The sequence below is a fragment of the Desulfosoma sp. genome (assembly GCF_052743555.1).
Genome location: NZ_JBRAHS010000001.1, coordinates 7,983 through 29,097, shown reverse-complemented (window position 1 = coordinate 29,097; position 21,115 = coordinate 7,983). Strand labels below are relative to the sequence as shown.

The window sequence follows — 21,115 nt, the reverse complement described above, 5'->3', positions numbered from 1 at the left end:
GATTTTGCGTTAGAGGGTTTTTCGGCTGATTCCCAAAGCCTTGACCGTTTCGCTGCGGTTACCTGAAAACAGGTCCAAGGCCTTTTGAATGTGGACGTGTTCCACTTCATGCAAGGGAAGACAGGTGCCCGACATGGCACTGGGTAGGTGAAGGTTTCCCGTCAATTCCTGTGGCAGGTTTTGGGGCAAAATCACGTGGTTTTTCCGAGAGAATGAGGCAGCGTTCCAGGACGTTGCGCAGTTCCCGCACATTTCCTGGCCAGTCGTAGGCTGTGAGGTGGATCAAAGTTTCCTCCGCAAGGCGATAAGGTCGATCTCGGGGTCCGAGCATACCCAAGAAATGCTCCACCAAGAGAGGAACATCTTCTCGTCTTTCGCGCAGAGGTGGAACGTGAATGCGAAAAACGTTCAGCCGATGGTAAAGCGCTTCGTGGAATCGACCCGCCTGCACCTCGGCTTCAAGGTCCCTATGAGTGGCGAACAAAAAACGCACATCCACGCCACGTTCTTGCTGTTCACCGACGCGACGGAACTTTTTTGTTTCCAGCAGCCGCAACATGGTTCCTTGTAATTCCAAAGGCATGTCCCCGATTTCATCCAAGAACAGGGTGCCGCCTTCGGCCAAACTCACGAGACCCTTCCGCGTTTCCGTCGCTCCGGTAAACGCCCCTTTGACAAAACGGAAAAGCTCGCTTCGCAAGAGATCCTTTTGTAAGGAGGCGCAGTTCTTGACCACAAAAGGCCCTTGGCTACGGCTGCTTAAGGCGTGAATGTTTCGAGCGACCACATCCTTTCCTGTCCCGGATTCACCGGTAATGAGGACAGAGGTGTCGTGGGGGGGGCCACTTTGGCGATGAGCTGGATGATGTGACGCATGGCTTGGGATCGACCGACAAGGCGAGGAGCGTCCGTATGTGGATGTCCTTGAAGCAGTCGTCGATTGTGTCGTTTGAGACACACCCGCTCGTAGGCCCGATCGATAATGACTTCCAACCTTTCCATGTTGAATGGCTTGGTGATGTAGTCGTAGGCTCCTAGCTTCATGGCCTGAAGAGCACTTTCCACCGTGCCGTAGCCTGTGATCATGATGACTTCTGCATCGGGAAGCTTTTCTTGAAAGAGGCGTAACAGATCCAGCCCGTCTCCATCGGGAAGGCGAATGTCGGTCACGATGACGTCAAAGGTTTCCCGGCCCATCAGGTCGGTGGCGGCCGCGACGCTTTGCGCCGTCACCACATGCCGATGGGGTGCGCTAAGTTCCTTTTCCGCCAGCCTACGAATGGAAGCTTAGTCATCAATGACGAGAACGCGCGCAGGTATCATGACATTTTCCTGAAAACGACCCGAAACACAGATCCTTCACCCGGTCGGCTTTCCACTTCCATAGACGCGTCATGGGCTTGCGCGATGGAATAGCACAGGGAAAGCCCCATGCCTGTGCCCTGTCCTATGGGTTTGGTGGTGAAGAATGGATCAAAGATCTTTCCCCTGTTTTCCTCCACGATACCACAGCCGTTATCCCGGACCGCCAAAAAAACCCGTTCATCATCGCGGATGCCGGTGCGCACCTCTATAATGCCCCGTCTTTCGACCAAGGCGTCCATAGCGTTCAGGAGCAGGTTCAGGAGCAGCTGTTTGATCTCCGATGGGGTGGCGCGAATGAGCGGAAGGGGCTCCATGGGTTCATACCGCAAGGTTATGTGGGGATACTGTTTGATCTTGTGCTGCATTAGGCGAAGGGTTTCGCGCACGCAGTCGTTTAAATTCACGGCCACCATGGTGCCGGAATGCGGGCGGCTGAAACTCAAAAGCCCTTGAACGATCTCCTGGCATCGGGCGCACTCATTGAGATAGATGTCCATGGACTCGCGCAGATCCGCTTCAAAGTCTACAGGCAATCGGTCCTTCAGATCCGGCAGGCGCTTTCTGATGGCATGGGCGAAACCTACGATCGCCGTCAAAGGATTGTTGATCTCATGCGCGACTCCAGCGGCCAAAAGTCCTACAGTGGACATCTTTTCCGCTTGATGAAGCTTCGCTTGGTATTCACGTTCCACGGTGACGTCCCGCTTCAGGAGGAGAATGTGGCAGGGACGCCCTTGAGGGTCCCTCAACGGCGAGGCCGTGATCTCAAAATGGCGTGTCGCTTCTCCCACGCTGTAAATGTGTTCTCGGCGGCACACTCGGTTGGCGCGAAAGGCGATGTCTGCCGGGCATGGACGACACGGTTCGTGGGCCTTGCGAAAAACTTTATAGCAGAGCTGTCCCACGGGGGAGCTTCCTCCGTAAACCTCATAGTAAACGCGGTTGACGGATGTAATGCGCCCTTCCGGGGTGATAACCGGCATTGTGTCTGTAAGGCCGTCGACGATGGCCTGAATCTGTTGACGTCGCCGTTCCAGTTCCAGCGTCGAGGCGTGGAGCTGGGCGATTTTTTCCTGAGCTTCTCGAAAAAAGCCCAATTTAGAGTATTCAAGACCGATGAGGTCTTCCAGGCTGGGAAGGGGTTTCATCACCACGCCTCCTCGCAGATGGCCAAAAGATCTTCCCATGTTGCCGGTCGTGGATTGGTCAGAAGGCAGGCATCATGAGCGGCCATGCGGCATACGGTGGGCAAATGGCTTGAATCAGGCACAAGGTCTCGCAGGCGCGTCTTCATGCCAAGGGATTCAAAGAGCTCTTCCAGGCATTCAATACCGGCCAAGGCTGCCTTACGGTCATTCTTCCATGTCTTGCCAGTGAGAATCTTTCCTATGTGGGCTGTTTTGGCAAGGACCCTTTCGGCGTTGAATCGCATCATGGCCGGCAACAGCACGGAATGGACGTCGCCGTGTAGCACATCAAACATGCCGCCAAGGGAATGAGCGAGAGCGTGATCCGCCCCCAGACTGGCATTGCTGAAAGCCATGCCGGCCGCCGTGCTGGCAATACTCAGTGACTCCAGCACAGGTAATGAGGGCTCTTGAGCCGCCCGAGGCAGATTCGTGGCGATGATCTCAATGGCCTCTAGAGACTGCACTTCCGTGAAGGGCGAGGCGATGATGGAAACGTAAGATTCCACAGCGTGGGCAAGGGCGTCGACGGCGGCGGCCAGGACCAAATGGTGCGGTTTTGTGGTCAGCAAAACCGGATCGATGATGGAGATGTTTGGCACAAGAGTTCGGCTGGCAATGGTCATTTTCAGAAGTCGGCGCGTGTCGGTGATGATGGCGAATTGGGAAATGTCCGAGCCGCTGCCTGCCGTTGAAGGCAGAAAGACCATGATCGGTAAGGGGCGATGAATTCGGTTGGCTCCTTCGTAATCATGCATCGAACCCCCGTTGCTGGCCACGATGGCGATGCCTTTGGCGGCATCCATGGGGCTGCCGCCCCCTAGCGCGATGATGACGTCGGCGTGATGTTCAGCGTAAAAAAGAGCCCCACGTGCCACTTGATTGTCCCTTGGGTTGGAAACCACATCTTCGTAGTAGCACCATGGAAGACCTTCCGCTGCAAGAACATCAAAGAGGCGAGAGACCCACCCGGCCTCCCGCAACCCTGGATCACTCACGACCATGGGCTTTTCTCCGCCGAGCCTTTTGGCGCACAGGGCGGCATATTTGAGCGCGACGCGCCCAAAGATGATTTCAGGAATGAAAAATTTCTTAATTTCCAAGGACTTCCCTCTGTGCCGATGTTGGAGTCATCTGTGCGAGAGACATTTTGTGGTATCGCCGATACAGCACTTCATTGGAAACTCCAAGGAAATGAGCGAACAGGGTGGCGTGGTTCCACAGGGAGGCTTTGAGGATGCCGTGGGCGAGATAACGTCTCGAAGAAGTGGGAGGAACTTCAGGAGCCACCCACAGCCGACCATGCCGCCGGCATGCGCGCACAAAATCCACGTCTTCCATGAGATACGGTGTCCCAAAGCCACCTACCGCCTCAAAGGTCTCGCGGCGGCAAAAGAGGCCTTGATCCCCATAGGGTAACCGAAAGACTTGAGTTCTCCAATTGGCCCAACGTGCCACGGCCCTCAGGGCTCGGTTGGTGGGCGAAAAGGCCAGTCGAAAGGCTCCTAAGGCCATGCCGCAATCTCTTCCGATCTTGCGCACGTGATAAGGGGCGCAGAGACCAGGAAAACAGTCACGATGAAGAAACCACAGGATCTGGCCCGGACAGCATCGCGCACCGGTATTGAGTTGCAGGCCCCGCCCCACAGGGCTTTGGACCCAAATCCAGCCGTTCTCGCGCAAGGGTTTTTTGAGCTGAGGCGATGACGTTCCCTGAACCACGCACACAGTGTCTTCGGGCCATAGAATGCGGCGAAGATTTTCAAGCCATGGTTGGAAATCGTGCGGAGGATTCAGGGACGGCACGATGACTCCCACTGAATTTTGAAAGGCCCAATGGCCTTTGAGAAAAGAGAGGTCTTCCGGTCGGTCGATGTCTGTCCGTAAAGCCAAGACGGCCTGCGACAGGCCAAGGCGGCGGAGTTGTTCCTGCGTTCTTTGCAACACGTCGGCCGATCCCCACGCAGAATAGGCAAAAATTTCAGGACATGGGCGACGCAGCCCGATGGCGTAAAAACCGCCGTCCCGGGTAGGGCCGACCACCGCGTCGTGGGATTCCAGAAAGGCAAAAGCCGTGCGAAGATCTTCCGGACAGATGTCGTACACATCTGAACCCATCAGGACGGTACGAGAATAGCCCTGGGCAAAAAGTCTTTCAAAAGCTTCCGCCATACGCTGCCCAAGATGTCCTTCCTTTTGAGGCAGCACAGGCCATGGAAGGTCAAAACGGCGCCGAAAATCGTCGACCCGTTCCCCGGCCGCGAGACTGATTTCAATGGCTGTCTCTGGACAACGTTTCTGGAAGTCGCTCACAACGCCAAAGGCGTACCGAAGAAGTTTTTCGTTAATTTCGCAGGCCCTTGCGGCTCCGACACCGCAGGCCAGTCGGGTCTTGACTGTTCCAGGTTCGGGATAACGGGCGAAAACGACAAGGGCTTGCCGATGCATCAGTATGCCAGACTGCCGAGGGAGCGCATGATCAGAGTAAAGCCCATGGCCAACATGCCCATGAGCCCCATGCCGCAAGAAAAGCCGGCCAGAAGCACGGGAGCGTATTGGCGCCAGGCCAGACCGTATTTTTTGGAAAAGTAGTATCGGCCTAAGAGCGCGCCGATGATTTCCAGAAAAATGCCGTGGGGTGTGGACTGGCCCAGCCCTCGCACAATGCCGTAGATCAGCAAAATCGGCCAGTGCAGAAGACTCAAAATCCAGTAGACCACGGCGCCAAGGCCCAGTCCCCACAGCACATAGTGGCCTTTGAGCGCTTCAAAAAAGGGTGAGTAACCCTCCAGGGTGGCGCTTTGCAACAGCAGCGTGTTAAGCGCCTGCAGGTGCCACAGTTCCTGAGCGTAGGGGTATTGGCTAGAAGGAATGGGAGCCAAGCGCCAGATGTATTGCGAAAACAGCAAACTGGCGATCATGACTACGGGAAAGACCAGAATTTCCGCCTTGATGATGCTTCGAAAACTGGTTCCCGTGAGCTCGATTTCCCGCCAGCGCACCGTGGCCTTTCCATAGTTATGAAACGGTATGGGGGCGTACCAGATGCCGATGCCGTGATAACCGAAGAACTTGGACGCCGCGATAAAGCTGGCTTCCCGTACCATGGGAAGACTCACGAACTGGCCCGTGATGCCTTCCATGCGGGCTGACACATAACTGATAAACGGTGTGTAGATGAAGCCGTAGGCCACCAAAAAAATCCAGGGAAAACCGGGAACCAAAATGGAGCATAGAAGCACATAGGCCAGCGTGCTGCCCACATAAATAGCGATGGCAATCCAGATACTGAAATCACCGCGGCCCGAAGGCGGTTCAAAGAGCTTTCGAAGGCGTTGTCGAAAGGGAGCCACAGCGTCGGATTTGAGCCCTCGAAACACTTGGACGATGCCGATCAGAGCGATGGCCAACCCGATGCCGATTCCAAAGCTCATGTAAAAGTCGAAGTTGTTGGCAAAGACCGTGTCCACCGTGCCCATGCCCTTGTGCCATCGCTGTAAAATACCGTGGCGATACAAAATGGGATTGGCCGCCAAGGTGATGAGAAACCCAACGGCACCGCCCATGACCGCCCAAAACGGCAAGACCATTCCGATGAACAAGAGCCCTAGATCCAACTGAATGCCCGTGGCCACTGCCGGCAAAAAATCTTCGGTCACGGGCGTCAGCTCGATCCAAGGAATGGGAAGCAGCCGCACGGGTTCATTCAGTATCACGCCGGAAGCAGCGGGCAGTAGCACATAGACGGCGCCGAAACACAATCCCACCATGCCTCCGATGGAAAACAGGCGCCATTTCCATCCCGTTTCTTTCTTTTCCGTGGATTCGGCCAGTGCCATGTTGCCCAAGGCGCCAACGGGCGCCATGGGAAAGGGAAGCTTTTCCACATCGGAAGTGAGCCGATACAGGGCATAACCCAATCCGAAATGGTCCACGGCCTGAATGAGTTCAAAGCCCACCATGAGCAGAATAGGGACCAGCCAGTCTCTGTGGAAAAAGGTTCTTTGGATAAGGGATTCGGATCCCGGCTGAGGAGCCACCCAGGAGGGGATGTGCTGAGTGAGGCCGAGGATGCGTGCGGCTTCCGATTGGACCAGATACTGGTGCCACAAAAGGCCGGAAAAGGGCGAGGCCATGGCGGCTCCGGCCATGTAATACAGCACAAATATTTCTTGCTGGTTCAGGCGCGTGTAGGCTCTTTTGGCCACTTCAGCAAAAAGAATGATCGTCACCCACCGTGCCGCCGGTCCAATGCCCGTACCGATCACCAGTCCCAAATACATGGATCCGGGCATCATGAGAAATCCGATGAAAATGGCCCCGATCACCGATTTCCAGCCGAAACCGTCTCGAAACTCTTCCGGTGGATGGAGCAGATCCCGATATTCTTTGAGTTCTTTGTCCTCGATCATGCAGCGTCTCCCTGTGCCGGCTGCAACCGCGGCCTCAAAGCTCAGCAACAAGTCAGAGAAAGGCACTCGTGAGAACTACGCACGCCATCACACTCTATCGCGCCATACGGTGCTTCTCCGCAAAAAGCCGATGGCGCATCTTTCGGCGGTTCCTAAAGGGGAAGCACATGGTAACTGACGGGCGTGAAAAGCCCGACGACGAGCCAGGTGATGGCCATGACTGTGTCCCCCACCACAAGGCCCACAAACAAGCGCCGCACCTCCTTAAAGGCTTTGACGCCGCCGTAGCGAAGAACCAACGCGTTGCACAGCCAGCCCACAAAAAAACTGAACCAGAGAATGCGCAGAGCCGAACTGTACGTGGTCAGGTACCCGATGGGATGCAGAGGCCACCACAAAAACCGTCGATATCCCAAAACCAAGAGAGCCATCACGACGGCCCCCACACCAGCAAAAACCATGCTCCATTTTTTGGGCTCTTCTGGATAGCGCAGCAGTTGTGCCGCCCCTTCATGAACCCGGCGGCTCGTTTCCACGGCCCAATCGTCCGGAAGCGTGGAGATGCCGTACTGATGGCTCATGACCAGCATGGCCGCGCCGGACACCACAACGCCGATGAAAAGGGCTGCAAGCACGCCGATGAGAAATCGGCGTCGCGTCTGGACCTCCTCGGCGGCTTTGGTGGCATGGAACAACGAGGGAATCAAAGATTCCCGAACATCCACAAAGGCCACCTTTTGCAGGGCCAGTCCCAGGGCCAAGGTCAGAGGCGCGATGGTCTTGGAAGCCGTCATGGCCAGAAAACCATCGGAAGGTGCGGCAGTGAGGGTAAAGTAGGGAAGCCCTCCCTGGCAGATGAGGCGTGCACTGACCAGGTGCAGCATGAAGCAGACACCGAGAAAGAGGACCGCCGGCAAAGGATCCATGCGAAAAAGCACCATCCATAAGATCGCTCCGCCGCTTCCAAGCACGAAAAGGATCAGGGCTTTTCTTGGATCCACGAGGCTCTTGAAAGGCTCTTGCGCTTCAACACGGCGACGCCAAAGACCGACCAGAACCTGCCTTAAGTGCGATCGTGCCAGCCACAGGATAAAGAAAAAAAACACCCCAAAGGCGCCGATCATCTGCATTTCTTCCACACGGGCCAAAACCGGACCAAAGGTGGTCCCTAACGTGGCCGACGGGACCCGCCACCCCACCACCTGCAGCAGACCCGGCAACAATCCCCCCAGTAAAAAGAAGAACCATAAACTGAAGGAAACCTGTTTGGAGGTGAGGTACGCAAAGCCGATGAAAGCCGGGTAAAGATAAATTTTCAGTTTATAAAATCCGGAAAGAAGCCCTTCCCTGGGAATATAGGGTTGGGCAAGAAACAACACGGGAATCTGTGGTACCTGAGGGTAATAGGTGTGAAGTCCATTGAAAAGGTGCAATAGAACGGGAATGCCAAAACCCACCAGGAAAAACTTGTGTGATAGATAAGACCCCAGAACTCCCTGTTCCGATTCTTCGCTGATTTCCATGGGAACGCGAAGGAGCGGAAAATTCATCTTTTCGTTTTCGATCCACTGATGGCTGAAAAGACCCGTGAGTCCCACAAAGGCGGCGTAGATGCAGCCGATGAAAAGGCCCCACAGAGTCAATGGCGCTGTCCATTGGGCCCAGGGAATGCGAGCCAGTACTTCATACCAGGTGAGGGTGCGACCGCCTTCCAAAGCTCGGTACAGAAGGTGCACGAGATCGTGGTCTTGTGGGAAAAGGGTTTCGGGCAGAAGCTGTGAAAGGGTTTTGCCGGCGGGGTGTCCTGTGACGACCAGCCACCCCGGTGTGGTGATATTGACGAGAAAGGTTCGAAAGAGGCCGGTGTAGGCGATGCCGGTGGCTACAGTGACCATGGACCAGAGCAGCAGCAGTTCATGAGCAGCCAGGGCGGCGTTTCGATGCACGCAACGAGCCAAGGGGTTGTAAACGGCGGCGAAAAACAACAAAACGGCAAAAGAGCCCAAAGGAAAGTGGCCACCGGCCAAGGGGGTGTTCTGCAAACGCACGTTGTTGTATGGCGTCAAAGCGCAGAAAAGTATGGAAAACAACAGGCCCAGCGCGATGGCACTCCATCGCAATCGACGTGGCTTCATGGTCTATCCTTGGTTGGATCCACGGCCCGAAAAGGAGGCTTCAAGGTTGCCCTGAAAACCGTGGGTCCCTGCAGAGGTAACCGACGCTCCGTACTGAGCCTTTGTGTCCGCATCGAGGAGCCGCCACAAAAGCATCTGCTTTCGCATCACCTTGATGAAATTACGGTTGGCGCGCTGCCAGGTGGTTCTTTCCCCGGAAAGACGAATCATTTGCAGGGCCACTTCCATGTAACCGGGATCATCCGCCGAGGGGCAACAGTGCAGATGCAGACGCTGTTTGACGCCGAAGTCAAAAGGGGCCAGCCAGACATTGGCATAGAGCCAGAGACACACGGGCTCGGGAAGCTGTCTTCCGTCGGCACTGGGCGACTGCAGGGTGAGGTTCACATCGTCCACAATAAAAGGCCCTTGGGCCACGTCCTGGTGGTCACCAATGAATCGTGACAAAAAGGCCATAATGCCGGCTTCTTCCTCGGGTTTCAGGAGGAAAGGCAGGCGCAGTTCCAAAAGGTCGCCCTGAGCCTTTGGGACCGTCCAGGTGCGGGTCACATCGGGCATGGCCAGCGCAGCGGCCAGTCGTGCCGGGTACAAGGAAGCCAAAAGAACCACGGAAAAGACCAGAACCATGCAGGCCACGCTGGCCAAGGAAGAATAATTGAACGTGAGTTCCGCAAAGAGGTGGGTGGTTCCAAGAAAATGGGCCGTGAGCTGCGCCACGATGTAACCGATAACCGTGGACAGAACGGCCAGGGACAGGGCTTCCACGATGAACAAAAATCCCACATGGTTGGGGGCGAGCCCTACGGAGGTGTAGACACCGATTTCCGATTTCCTTTCGTGAACATGGCCGATCATGGTGTTGAGGCAAATGAAGACCACAATGAGCATGGGCACCAGAAGGTTGGCCACGCCTTGGTATCGCAGGGTCTTTGAGACCGAATGATAGTAGGTGACGTCGGAGCCCACGAAAAGGGGGAAAGCCAGTCGGCGGGACAGGTCCTCGGCGATTTCCACAGCTTTGGACGCCCCCGGGGTGATGAGCGACACCGCCCGCAAGGTGCCTCCCAGGGACAAGCAGGTGCTATGGGGCACCAAAACGGTGGTTTCGGCGGATGCTGAACGAAATCTTTCGACCAAGGGCGTGACGATGTCGCCGCTTTCCATGGCTTCCGCTTCCTGTTCCGAAAGGTCTTCGTCGGGAGCAATTTCGAGATAGACGGGTTTGATGGTGGAACCGTCCAGATCGGTCAAGGCTTCCAACCGGTCCGCATCGAAAAAGCCGATGACCGTAAAGGGCAGTTCCCAAAGCTTGACAGATTTTCCCACATCCCGTGCAGGGTCAAGGCCCAGCTTTTCCGCAAGGTGCGTGGAAAGGAGCACGACCTGCGCGTCATCGCCTCGAAACCAACGGCCGACGTGCACGATGTTTTTCACAGGTTGCGGAGCATGGGGACCGACGCCGAGAACCCCTTCCGCGGGAATATTCATCTCTCCGACTTGGATAGAAGCGGCGGCACGCAGGGATGGATGCGGAGGATCCATCCACGACCGCGGCCACACTATGGCCCGATCCCCGTAGCGGGCGACAAGGCTTTCCAGGGAGATGGGCGTCAGAGGCCGCCAGAATTGATGCCGAACAAGCACGCCTGTATAAGTGGGCGTCTGACCCACGGGCGTCATGGTGGTTTTGGTGAGGCTCTTCACATTGGTGAACGACATGATGGTAAAGGTGAGGATAATGAGCGTGATGGAGGTGAGGGCCGTGCGCAGGCGCCGGCGGTTCAGGTTGGAGGCGCCGATGGCAAACCCGGCGCCAAAGGCCTGCCACTTGTTGACGCTGTCCTTGGCCGCCGCGGATTCCTTTTGGGCCGACGACGCGGCCATTTCCCGTTCAAAGCGCACGAAAAGAATCCAGGACACGGTGACGCTTAAGGCCACAATGAAAAAGGCCAAAATCACCACCATGGGATTGTAGGTCAAACGAAAGGCGGGATGCAGGGCGCGAATGGTCAGAATGGTGGCGATAAGCAGCACAAAAAATGCTGTGATTTGTTTATAAATGTTTCGAAAACAAAAAAGATAACGTTCCAGGCAATAGGCAAAGGGAACAAACAAGGCGATGAAGAACATGACCCCGCCCAGAACGTCTCGTTGGGTGTTTTCGATTTCGTTGTAAACGGTGTTGAGCTTGGCCCAGGCGGAAACGGTCCCTTCCCATGCCCGGCTGTGGCGCAAAGAGGCCTCGTCCTCACGGGCTTGTTCCCGTTCCTGCACCGCTTCCCAGTACAGGTTTTCCAGATACCGGTTGCTGATGCCGTGGGTGGAGAGGTTTTTCAGGCGTTCTCCCACCAGATGGATCAGATCGTCCGCCACGTGCGCGGCGGTTTTTGTGATGAGCCGCGGTTGCCCGACGGGGTAGCCAGAGCCCTTGGGATTGGCCGAGGTGGCATTGAGAAGCAGCAGTTCCTTGCGCAAAAGCGTGTCGGAAAGGATGAGCTTGAAACGGCTGCCCGGTTCCAAAAAGAGGGACACGGCGAAGGTATCTCGCCCGTCCACTCGACTGTACCAATACCTGAGAGGACGGGCTTCCGCCACTCCGTCCAGCACGGTGATTTTTGTCAAGTATTCCATACGCTGCGGGTTGAAGATTCCGAGAACATCGGTCTGGCGGCAGTGGAACATGACAAGGGTCGTGCTGGCGATGCGCCCCTTGATGTTCAGTCGGTAGTTGTCTTTGGAGGTTTGCACCTTATCGGTAGCCCATTGTATCTTTCCGGTCTTTGCATCAATCCCGTAAGATTCCAGAATGAGTTTTTGAAAAGCTACTCGCTTATTGGCCACGGCGGGAATGAAAAAGGATCCGTCGCGAAAGGTCATGACGCGGATCAAGGAATTTCCCTGCAGGGCACAGACGACGGTCCCGGGAGCCGGCTTGTCCGCAAAGAGTTCTCCTTGCCGGATAAAGAGGGCTTTTCCTTCCACCGACGCCAGACCCTCTAGACCGGCTCGGCAACTTTCCCTGAGCTTGGGGTGGGCAAGCACTCTGGCCAAAAGTTCTGGAAAGCTTTTCTGAAGCCTTAGCAAACCTTGGTGGTTGATGTGGGCGGTCGTGTCATTGGGCGTGTCCCAGAAGGTGCGGCGATTGTTGGCACTGGTCACCGCAAAGGACGGGCAACTGGAGAGGGCTCCAATGTCACAGGCCAAACACATGGGTCCTTGAATTTCCACGGCACGGGCCGTCGATTCACTGGCGTGGCGGCCGGTTTCTGCAAAAATGGACGGTTCTTGCATCATACGCGCCAGGTCTTCTGCGGCGCGCCGAAAGATCTCGGCCAAAGAGACGTTTCGCACCATGCGATAGACTTGTTCTCGCAGAGGGAACGTGCCACCCCATTCACTCAGGGTCAGCAGGTCGGACTGGGAGGAAAGGGAGAGCCCTAGGTGGAGGACCCTTTCATACTCCTCCGCCACATTGCGCAGCGTCATCCACGACTTGACGACTTTGACACGTGCCGCAACCTCCTCGCCCTCATCCTGAAGATCTTTCAGCCCTTTTTGAACGAGGTCCATGGCCAAAAGTCTTTCTTCAGGGCTTAAAGCTTCATGGGCTTCTTTCCAACTGAGTCGCCGCACCTGAAGGGCCTGCGCCAGGATCGCCGAATTCCCTTGAGCCTCCCGGCTCAATCGGTCTGCCTCATCCTTGGCCCGCTCCACCACGTAGGACCAAACCAGATTTTGGGAGTTCGGAGAATCCGGTTCAGGCTTCAAGGGGTCCGGGCGTGTGAGAAGCCTGTGAAGGTCCAGGATTTGGCTTTGTCTGCTGTGCAGGGACTTTTGTTCCAGGCGCAGGCTGCGGCGAGGCCCATCCAGGGTCCATAGGAAGTGGCGGGTGCCCAAAAGGCCTTGGCCGTGGCCGGAGACGGCCGCAAGCATCACGGAGCGCGCCGGGGGATGCGACGCCAGATATTCGGCCAACCGGAGCAGCACGGCTGCCGAAACCGCCTGGTCTGCTCCAGGGGCCAGGCCGACCACGTGGGACGCCGCGTCATAGGGGGCTTCAATAATGACCAATTCTTTGGAAAGCGGGGGCGAAGATCCGGGCACCAGGCCGTAAATGTTGTATCCCAGCCGATGTTCCCAATGGCTGCGCACCAGCACATGCGCGCGCGCCCCCTGGGATGCCGCACGACGCAAGGCGGCGCCGACCTGTAGGGGCGCATAAAACCGAGGAAAATCCAAAGGTGTGGGAATGTTCTTGATGAGAAACTGGTCGCGCGTGTCGTTTTCTTGGCCGAGAAAAATCACGGCCTTGGCGCCCATTTGCGCTGCCAGCCACCAGTTGTCCTCCGAAGAGACATCCATAAGCACAAGGGCATTCTCGATGGTTCGGCCGTCGAAGCGCGTCAAGGCACCGTCGTAGACGTCCACCAAAGGGCCTTCCAGCCCTTCAGGCGGGGTTTGAGAAAGCAGGGCCATGTTGGGTGCCCAGGGAAAAAGAGGGTAGTGCTCGGCATTCACGGTGATGCGGCCCTCGTCCAAGACGGGTACAGGGAGGAAAAACGCCTGACGCCCCACAGACTTCAGCCCCAGGCGTTCAAAGGTATCGGCGATGTAGTCGGCGGCGGCATCACAGCCCGGCGTGCCGGTGGAACGATCCTCGGACTGCGTGAGTGCTTTGAAGTGCTTCAGCAGGGTATCATCAAAGGCCGCAGCCCTCGAGAAGGGCATTGCGGTGAGCATCACGGCCGTCAGCCACAAAACGGCCCGAATCGGCCCTTGCATGGAACGACATCCTGCCCCTGCACGGTGATCAAAAATACCCCGCGACGCCTCGCCTGGAATCGGGCTCCTTGAGAGGAACATCACAGCACCTGGCCTACGGAAACCTGCAGCTTTTCGCGATCTTCGATGCGATCGATGCGACCGTCTCGAATCCACACCACGCGGTCCGACACATTGATCATCTTCAGGTCATGGGTTGCCGAAATGACGGTGACGCCCCGCTCTTGGGACAACTCCTTAAGGAGCGCGATGATTTCTTCACCGGTACTTAAGTCCAGGTTTCCCGTAGGTTCATCGGCTAATATAATGGCGGGATCATTGGCCAGCGCTCTGGCCACCGCCACCCGCTGTTGCTGGCCGCCGGAAAGTTCCGAGGGTTTGTGCTGGTACCTTTCGGCGAGCCCGACGAGTTTCAAGAGTTCCATGCCCTTGTCCATGGACTCGTCGCGACTCATGCCGGCAAAGATCATGGGAAGGGTCACGTTTTCAATGGCCGTCATCACCTGAATCAGGTTAAATGTCTGAAAAATATATCCGATCTTACGGCATCGAAGCCATGCCCGTTCGTAGGCGTCCAACTGCGCCACGTCCACTTCGTCGATGAAGACGCGCCCGGATGTGGGTTTGTCCAGAGCCCCGATCATGTTGAAAAGAGTGGATTTACCGGACCCGGACGGTCCCATGATGGACATGTATTCTCCCGCTTTGATCTCCAGGGAGACGCCCCGAAGGGCTCGAACCTCTTCCTGACCCATGCGAAAGACCTTGGTCACATCCACCAAGCGAACCACATTGTGCGTGCCGTTGCCACTCATTGGCGCTATGGCTCCGATCTCAAGGCAATGGCCGGTTCCATGCGCGCGGCCACCCAGGCCGGGTACATGACCCCCAGGAGACTGAGCGCCACCGCCAAGGCCAGGGATTTCACCATCAGGAAAGCGGTGGAAACCAAAGGCAGATGCACGATGACCAGAGGGCCAAAGCGCAGCGCAAGGGTCGCTACCGCCGTGCTTACCCCTAAAAGGCTACCTACGCACCCGCCGAGGACCCCTTGATACGCGGCTTCCAACACGAAGAGCTTGATGACGAAACTGTCCAGAGCTCCCAAGCACTTTAAGGTGCCGATTTCCCGGAATCGTTCCGTAACGGCCATGAGCTGCGCGTTCACGATTCCCACGGTGCAGACGAGAAGCGAAAGCACAACGAGCCATCGGTCCTTGGCACTGCTGCCAAAATGGCCGTCCGTGGGCACATAGCCGGCGGAAAGGATTCGATGCTGCAGTGACCCATCCGCCCACGGCCAGATCCCTTCCAGAACAACGTACACGGCAAAGGTGTAGGCCAAGAAGGCCACCGCCAAGACCAAGGCCGACGTGGTGATCATGGAGCGAAACAGGCGCGCTCGAAGGGCATTAAAGGAAATGCGCATCACTTGGGACCACGGAAGGACGATCTGACGTTGAATGCTTTTCGCCATAGGCCTGGGACTCACATCGTCGGACTGAGCAGCATGAATGCGCGGTCCTTCCGAAGGAGCGGCGCACGCCGCGACCCTGATCACACTGTGCGGCGCTGCTACAGCCTCGAGCCGAGAGAACACCGCCAAACCATTGTCGGACGAGCTCCCGGGGTCTCGACAAAAAACGTTACTTTCTACTCATAAGCTCTCAATACGAGGTTTTCAATGGTGCGAACAGTTTCTTGCGCGCCATTGGTTTTCAGGGCGACCTTTCGCGGCGGGGGCCCGGACAGGGTTTCCCGAATCTGCTCGGCCACGTCTTGAGGATCAAGGGAGCGAAGGACTTTCAGGGCTCCCCGAGCAGCCAGGCGCTCTGCGCGAAGCGCTTGTTCCCGATTCTGTGGAAAGGGATACACCAGGGCTTTGACCCCCGAGGCAAGAATATCCATGCAGGTGTTGTATCCGGCCATACTGATGGAAAGTCCGGCCTGAAACAGGTCCGTGGGAAAGGAGTGGGAAAAGGAGCGCCATGTACAGCGCGGGTCTTTACGGGTCAAGGACGTGAGAAATCGCTTGTCCTCCGGGGTCATGAACGGGCCCTCAAAGATTTCCAACCGCAGCGCTGGGTTGGGAATACGGTCGAAAGCTCGGCAGACGGCTTCGATGAGCTGCGTGCCGACCCTTCCGCCTCCTGTGCTGAGAAGGATTTTCTCGGCCATGCGAGGTGGGGGTAGAGAGGGGCCGCTGCGGGTCACGTAGCCCGTATAGACCAAGGGCGGCCGAATGTCTGAAACGCGGCGGAAGGTCTCTTCGAGACGCACGCATTCCGGGTCCGAGTGGACCAGGACAAGGTTAAAAAACCGGTTGACCCATGCCAGCACCTTGGCTTCGTAGGCGTCTGGGTCGGCTTTTTCCACCAGAATGTCCCGCAGGCTGCACACCACAGCTGCGGGTTTAGGCGCGGTGCGATTGGTTTCAAGAAGCGGGATTAACTCAAATTGAAACCGCTTTCGCCCAAAGGGAAATAGTTCGATGACGAGCACATGGGGCCGCGTGGTATGGTAAATGTCCAAAAGCCTTTTTTTTCTTATCTCCTGGATTTCTCGAACTTGGCTTTCGTCGGTTTCAAAGCGTCGAAACTCCGGATCCATCATTAAGGGAGGAAGAGCCAGGCGTTGCACGTGATTCGGCGTCGAAAAACCTGGAAGCGAATCACCTCCCTCGACGAAAAAGACTTCGTGTTCAAAAAAAGCTGAGGCGATTTCCATGCTTCTCAAGAAGTGCCCGATGCCCAAGACATGCTGGCAGTAGTAAAGGATTCTCATTTGGTTAAAACTCTCAACGCTTGATATTCAGACGGTGTTCCACCATGGAGGCGAAGGACTTGTTGGGCCAGCACGCGTCGCAGCGCTTTCGCCAGCGCATGAAACAGCGGGGTGGGATAACGGCGTCCCTGTCGGTCCAGGCTGACAAAGAGGCGCCGTCGCAGCTCTAAGGACAACTCCAATTGCAGTCCCATACCGGCTTGCCCTCGATTGCACACATTGTCCTTTTGCATGCCCTGAAACGTCGGGTGGTCCCCCACGGAAAACCCTGCGTTTCGCAGTTCCTTCGCGCAGTCGGCTCGAAGGGAGAAATCCAGCCCACCCAAATACACATCGATGGATCCGTCGATGCAGCCGTGCACGGTGACCACTTTATGGGATTGAGCCGCAAGGCTCTGAGCCACAGGTTCGTCGAACCGTGTGCTCGTGATGTGCAGCGAAGCGTTGTTCTTTCGTTTGAGGCCGTCAAAATGATAGAAAGTATGCGCGTCTTTGCTGACTTCCCGGGCCACTTCGGATGTTCCCGGTTCAATGCCGCCGCCGTGAAGAGCCATAACCGCCAGGCCTGATCGGCCTACACGCCATTCAATGCCGAAGTCGCGGCCGGAAACTTCATGATCCACAAGCTGCTGAAACGATTGATACCCCTCCAAGATCCCCCACTTTCTCGATGGTTGAAACTCCCCAGGGTGCGCACGCTTCACCACACTATGACAAGATCTCCGTGAAACACAACAGCACGGCTCACGCCGAGGGGATGCGTGCCTCGATGGCATGGGCTTACCGAAGGTGGCTTTGCATGGTTTGAAATTCCTCAGCCGTAATTTCTCCTCGAGCATATCTTTCCTTGAGGATTTCCAATGCCCGTGACGTTTCAGATGTTGTCGATGGCTCTGTTTTAGGACCGGCGAACAAACGTCGCACGAGGTGGATGATGCCCACAGCAATCAGGATCCACAACAGGATGTTCATGATCACGCCTGGCCACCAACCCGTCCAACCGCCGAAAAAAGGGCACGCCCCCAGACCCCAAGCGGCAACGGGTCCCGTCCTCCACGCGAATGCGACGCCCTGCTCAGACAGAACAGGGATCATAGCCCATGCAAGCCCCAGAAAGCGCGAAACGAACATTTTTCAAACCTCCTTCATTTGGAATCAGGCATATTTAGTTAGTTTAACCGTTCGAGCTTCCGCTGTGAACATGAATCGGTAAGCCCTGACCGAGCGGCGCGTGCCACGTGTGTTGGGGTTCATACTGCCATGGTGGATGGTCGGCAGGGCAGATTCACGTCCGGCCGAAGACGTGACGACCAGTACACCTGCCCCACAGCCTGTCAAAGTCGAGGAAGGTCCACGCAGTGGCAATCTTGAGGATGCGCTCTCTGAAGGTTCTCACCATCTTGGCGGCCATATCAATGACCTGGCGCAGCAGTCTGGTTAGGTACCATGCCATGGGAACGACAGCTCCCCATACACGCTCCTTGAAGCTCTCTAACGGGAAGAAGTCCACAAGCATCGTGAAGGGCGGAGCATGCTTCGGGGAAAACGCTCGAATGGAAGCTGGAGAAGTCTCCGGCGGGACACATCCGATCACGAGCCCCTAAAAAACTTCGAAGAGTCTGTGATTAAAGAAACCCGCGTCCATCCGAATTAGAATGAGGATCTCCGCCCCGAGAGCCTTACGTATTCTTCTCGCCCCATATGAAAGAGTATCTTTTCCACCGGATCGCCCTCGTTGCTTTGCTTGTTGCCTACCCGATACACAGCATCGTTGATGAAGCAGTCCCAGGTCATTGGGGAGGCTGCAACCCCGTAAGCTTTTTGTGGGCGGGCTCGACTCGATACCCCTTTGCCGCCTCATCATTGTCCGTGACCATCGTGTCGATGCCCAGCCCAACGATGTCTGTTTGGCCAAGATGAATTTCGACCCCAAAAGCTGCAGGAAAAGAGTACGGAAAAGCTAGAGCCACTCTCAGGAAAAACCTTTGGAGAACCGTTGCACCAAGTGAGTGAAGAGCATGACCTTCAGGGTGTCTTGATCAGCGCCGCAGAGCCCGGGTCTTTCTGCCCTGTATCACAGAGGACCATGTGCCTGATCGTTCCGTCGTCCATAAAGACCAGGATTTGTTTGAAGACCTTCGCAACCGTCGGCCTTTCTCGCTTCTTCGCAAGCCACCCATCAGACGTTCCAGTAGCAACTCCGCAGAATCAGATGGATACGTGTTTTAAGCAGTATTCACACTATCCGGAATCTTGCAGGGGTCTGTGCTGGAATATCCAAATTTTCGACCGTGAGGAAAACCATGTCAATAAATGCCTGCAAACTACGGAATCCATTGGCCCGATTTTTGACCATTCTGATGATTCGGTTAAAGCCCTCGGCCTTAGCGTTTGTTATGGCCTTCTCAATGAGAGACAGGATACGATGCACATGCTTTCGGAACATTTTGACTAAATGCCTGATGGGGTCACGACGGCTCTTGAGTGCCACAGTGCACCAACGTTTGATAAACCGTTCTGCGGCACACGAAGCCCCATATTTCCAGAACTGGTCAAATTCATCTTTAAGCAGCCAGGCTCGATGGATTCTGTGGTTACCATTACGAAGGGCGCTGAGGATACGAGAGTCCTTTTTGGATCGATGGGTGGAAGGCTTGAAAAGCACTCAGCGAAGCCCTTTGAGGACTTTAGGGTCATGCTGTGAAGCCTCTCGCCATTGTTCCTTGCGGACCTCATCGACAGCCTCGTAGAGGGCTTTAACGATATGGCAACGGTCCAGGACCAAGGCGGCGTTCGGGCAGTGCTCCTCAATAGCGCCTATATAGGCGGCACTCATGTCGCAACACGACCATAGGATCTTGCTCTTTTGGTAGTCACTGAGGACCTCGTTGAAGAATTGATCAATGGTATCCCGGCCCTTTCCCCGACCGGCCAATACGACGCAAGATCGGTCCAAATCAGAGACGATGGTGGCATATTTGCGGCCTTTGGGGTAGGAGATTTCATCAAGGCCAATGCACTTAAGATTCCGAATCCTATGTCCCTCGGGCAACCGGTTAATGGTGCGGTGAAGCTGGTCGAAGGAAAGGGTCGATTTGGGAACATGCAGGATCTTTCCAGCGGTCTGCTGAGTCATCGACTGGCAATACAGAAGCATCGCATACTCGAAGCGATAGGTGACACGGGCATAGGCATCTGCCCAAAGGATAAGCTCTTGGACTCGACCATGTTGACGCCACATGATTTCTCTTGGACGGTAGTGAAACCAAATCGACAACCCACCGATGGGAATGTCGTGCCACAAACGATGCTCCAATGTTTGAAGAATATGCCCACGTCGCCGGCATTCGGGACAAAGGGCACCATTCTTAAGGGGCTTGGCCCAGAAATGAAATTCCATATTCCACAATCGAAACTCAAAATTGGCAACCGATACGTCTTTGAGATTGGGCAATTTTCGGATAACCGTGCTTACGGTCATAGAATCTACTTTCTTCATCATGGGTTTGTGGTTAACACATGAATTTAGGAAAGGAATCTATGATTTTCGACTAAAATATCTTCCCTTGCAAACAAGGACAATTTTTATTGACCTTGTTCGCAAGGGCTGAAACTAAAATACGTAGCGGTTTCACTTAAAAATCCCTGTGAGAAATCCGGATTGAACAAATTTATTTATCACGAAAACATCAAACTCAGATGTGTTTTTCTTCTGTATAAATACTATTCGGCTTTCTTCGCCTTCTTGATCCGGTGGCATGCGTTCTTACCTCCGCCCTGTTGTTGCGGGGCCGCCTCATCTTTATTTGGCGATGAGTAGAAAAGGGCACTTTTCCTCTTGACACAAAGCATTCTTCCTGATAGGAAGCCCTTAACTGCGATAAGAAATCTTAGGCGTTTAAAAGACTCCAAGTCAATCAAAGCCACGAAGGCTAGAATAAGGGGAGAATCCCTTTGGCCCTTCGTGGCTTTTTTTGTGACGAAGGCGATCCGTTCAGCGGGCAAGCACTGCAGATCGTCTCCTTTTGAATGTACCCTGTTTCGGCACCCGACTTTGAGGATGGCGTGCCCTGGTATTCCAGTCTACTCCCGACAGGGGCAAACGCTTACGGCATTATCCTCTGCCTTATGCGGAGGCAATTATCAAAGCGAATAAGGAGGGAATGAGAGGTGAGGATGAAATTAATCGGAGACAGAAGGTGGGTCCCTGCCGCGGCCATTGTGGCATGCCTTTTCGCGCCGTCTTCGATTCTGGCAGAGGAACAGCAAACCTTTAAACTGGAGCCAATGATCGTAACGGCTACCAAGACTGAGGTAAAGGCGGACACTATTCCCTTTACAGCCCACAGTGTTGACAGAGAGACACTTGATGCACAGCCAAGCTTCTTTATGAACTCTTTATGAACAACGTTGGAGAACTGATAAGGGATTTGCCAGGCGTCCATGTGGG

Annotated in this window: 12 protein-coding genes and 2 pseudogenes; all 14 read right to left on the bottom strand. The window is 55.4% G+C overall.

Annotation, left to right across the window (positions count from 1 at the left end):
- Positions 1-9 precede the first annotated feature (9 nt).
- Positions 10-1,281 (bottom strand): annotated as a pseudogene (locus tag ACUVSA_RS00105) (sigma-54-dependent transcriptional regulator).
- Between the two features lie 38 nt (positions 1,282-1,319).
- Positions 1,320-2,513 carry a PAS domain-containing sensor histidine kinase gene (locus ACUVSA_RS00100; protein WP_445893337.1) on the bottom strand — a complete coding sequence of 398 codons (1,194 nt, stop codon included), beginning with the start codon at positions 2,511-2,513 and terminating at the stop codon, positions 1,320-1,322.
- Positions 2,513-3,655 carry an iron-containing alcohol dehydrogenase gene (locus ACUVSA_RS00095; RefSeq protein WP_445893336.1) on the bottom strand — a complete coding sequence of 381 codons (1,143 nt, stop codon included), beginning with the start codon at positions 3,653-3,655 and terminating at the stop codon, positions 2,513-2,515. Before ACUVSA_RS00095 ends, ACUVSA_RS00100 begins: the two co-directional genes overlap by 1 nt.
- Complete coding sequence (locus tag ACUVSA_RS00090) at positions 3,645-5,000, bottom strand: TIGR04282 family arsenosugar biosynthesis glycosyltransferase (RefSeq protein ID WP_445893335.1); 1,356 nt, start codon at positions 4,998-5,000, stop codon at positions 3,645-3,647. Before ACUVSA_RS00090 ends, ACUVSA_RS00095 begins: the two co-directional genes overlap by 11 nt.
- Positions 5,000-6,964 (bottom strand): peptide transporter, encoded by a 1,965-nt coding sequence (locus ACUVSA_RS00085; RefSeq protein WP_445893334.1) that lies wholly within the window; start codon positions 6,962-6,964, stop codon positions 5,000-5,002. The genes ACUVSA_RS00090 and ACUVSA_RS00085 overlap by 1 nt, the downstream gene beginning before the upstream one ends.
- A gap of 152 nt (positions 6,965-7,116) precedes the next feature.
- Positions 7,117-9,099, bottom strand: coding sequence for a DUF6785 family protein (locus ACUVSA_RS00080; protein WP_445893333.1), 1,983 nt, complete (start codon positions 9,097-9,099; stop codon positions 7,117-7,119).
- A gap of 3 nt (positions 9,100-9,102) precedes the next feature.
- Positions 9,103-13,881, bottom strand: a complete 4,779-nt coding sequence (locus ACUVSA_RS00075; protein ID WP_445893332.1) for an FtsX-like permease family protein — start codon at positions 13,879-13,881, stop codon at positions 9,103-9,105.
- 80 nt (positions 13,882-13,961) lie between these two features.
- A complete protein-coding gene (locus tag ACUVSA_RS00070) occupies positions 13,962-14,696 on the bottom strand; it encodes an ABC transporter ATP-binding protein (RefSeq protein ID WP_445893331.1) in 735 nt (244 codons plus the stop codon).
- Between the two features lie 5 nt (positions 14,697-14,701).
- Positions 14,702-15,358: an ABC transporter permease gene (locus ACUVSA_RS00065; RefSeq protein WP_445891309.1), complete on the bottom strand. Its 657-nt coding sequence runs from the start codon at positions 15,356-15,358 to the stop codon at positions 14,702-14,704.
- 176 nt (positions 15,359-15,534) lie between these two features.
- Positions 15,535-16,665 (bottom strand): glycosyltransferase family protein, encoded by a 1,131-nt coding sequence (locus tag ACUVSA_RS00060; RefSeq protein WP_445893330.1) that lies wholly within the window; start codon positions 16,663-16,665, stop codon positions 15,535-15,537.
- Positions 16,662-17,372 carry a poly-gamma-glutamate hydrolase family protein gene (locus tag ACUVSA_RS00055; RefSeq protein ID WP_445893329.1) on the bottom strand — a complete coding sequence of 237 codons (711 nt, stop codon included), beginning with the start codon at positions 17,370-17,372 and terminating at the stop codon, positions 16,662-16,664. The genes ACUVSA_RS00060 and ACUVSA_RS00055 overlap by 4 nt, the downstream gene beginning before the upstream one ends.
- 73 nt (positions 17,373-17,445) lie before the next feature.
- Complete coding sequence (locus ACUVSA_RS00050) at positions 17,446-17,637, bottom strand: SHOCT domain-containing protein (protein ID WP_445893328.1); 192 nt, start codon at positions 17,635-17,637, stop codon at positions 17,446-17,448.
- 1,264 nt (positions 17,638-18,901) lie between these two features.
- Positions 18,902-19,801, bottom strand: a pseudogene (locus tag ACUVSA_RS00045) (ISL3 family transposase).
- Between the two features lie 970 nt (positions 19,802-20,771).
- Positions 20,772-21,115, bottom strand: a 344-nt coding sequence (locus ACUVSA_RS00040) for a hypothetical protein (protein WP_445893327.1), incomplete at its 5' end; no start/stop codon positions are given.

Bases quoted from the DNA above. Each gene is read 5' to 3' on its own strand.
- ACUVSA_RS00100 (WP_445893337.1), bottom strand. From the start codon at position 2,513: ATGAAACCCCTTCCCAGCCTGGAAGACCTCATCGGTCTTGAATACTCT.
- ACUVSA_RS00090 (WP_445893335.1), bottom strand. From the start codon at position 5,000: ATGCATCGGCAAGCCCTTGTCGTTTTCGCCCGTTATCCCGAACCTGGA.
- ACUVSA_RS00085 (WP_445893334.1), bottom strand. From the start codon at position 6,964: ATGATCGAGGACAAAGAACTCAAAGAATATCGGGATCTGCTCCATCCA.
- ACUVSA_RS00080 (WP_445893333.1), bottom strand. From the start codon at position 9,099: ATGAAGCCACGTCGATTGCGATGGAGTGCCATCGCGCTGGGCCTGTTG.
- ACUVSA_RS00075 (WP_445893332.1), bottom strand. From the start codon at position 13,881: ATGCAAGGGCCGATTCGGGCCGTTTTGTGGCTGACGGCCGTGATGCTC.
- ACUVSA_RS00070 (WP_445893331.1), bottom strand. From the start codon at position 14,696: ATGAGTGGCAACGGCACGCACAATGTGGTTCGCTTGGTGGATGTGACC.
- ACUVSA_RS00065 (WP_445891309.1), bottom strand. From the start codon at position 15,358: ATGGCGAAAAGCATTCAACGTCAGATCGTCCTTCCGTGGTCCCAAGTG.
- ACUVSA_RS00060 (WP_445893330.1), bottom strand. From the start codon at position 16,665: ATGAGAATCCTTTACTACTGCCAGCATGTCTTGGGCATCGGGCACTTC.
- ACUVSA_RS00050 (WP_445893328.1), bottom strand. From the start codon at position 17,637: ATGAACATCCTGTTGTGGATCCTGATTGCTGTGGGCATCATCCACCTC.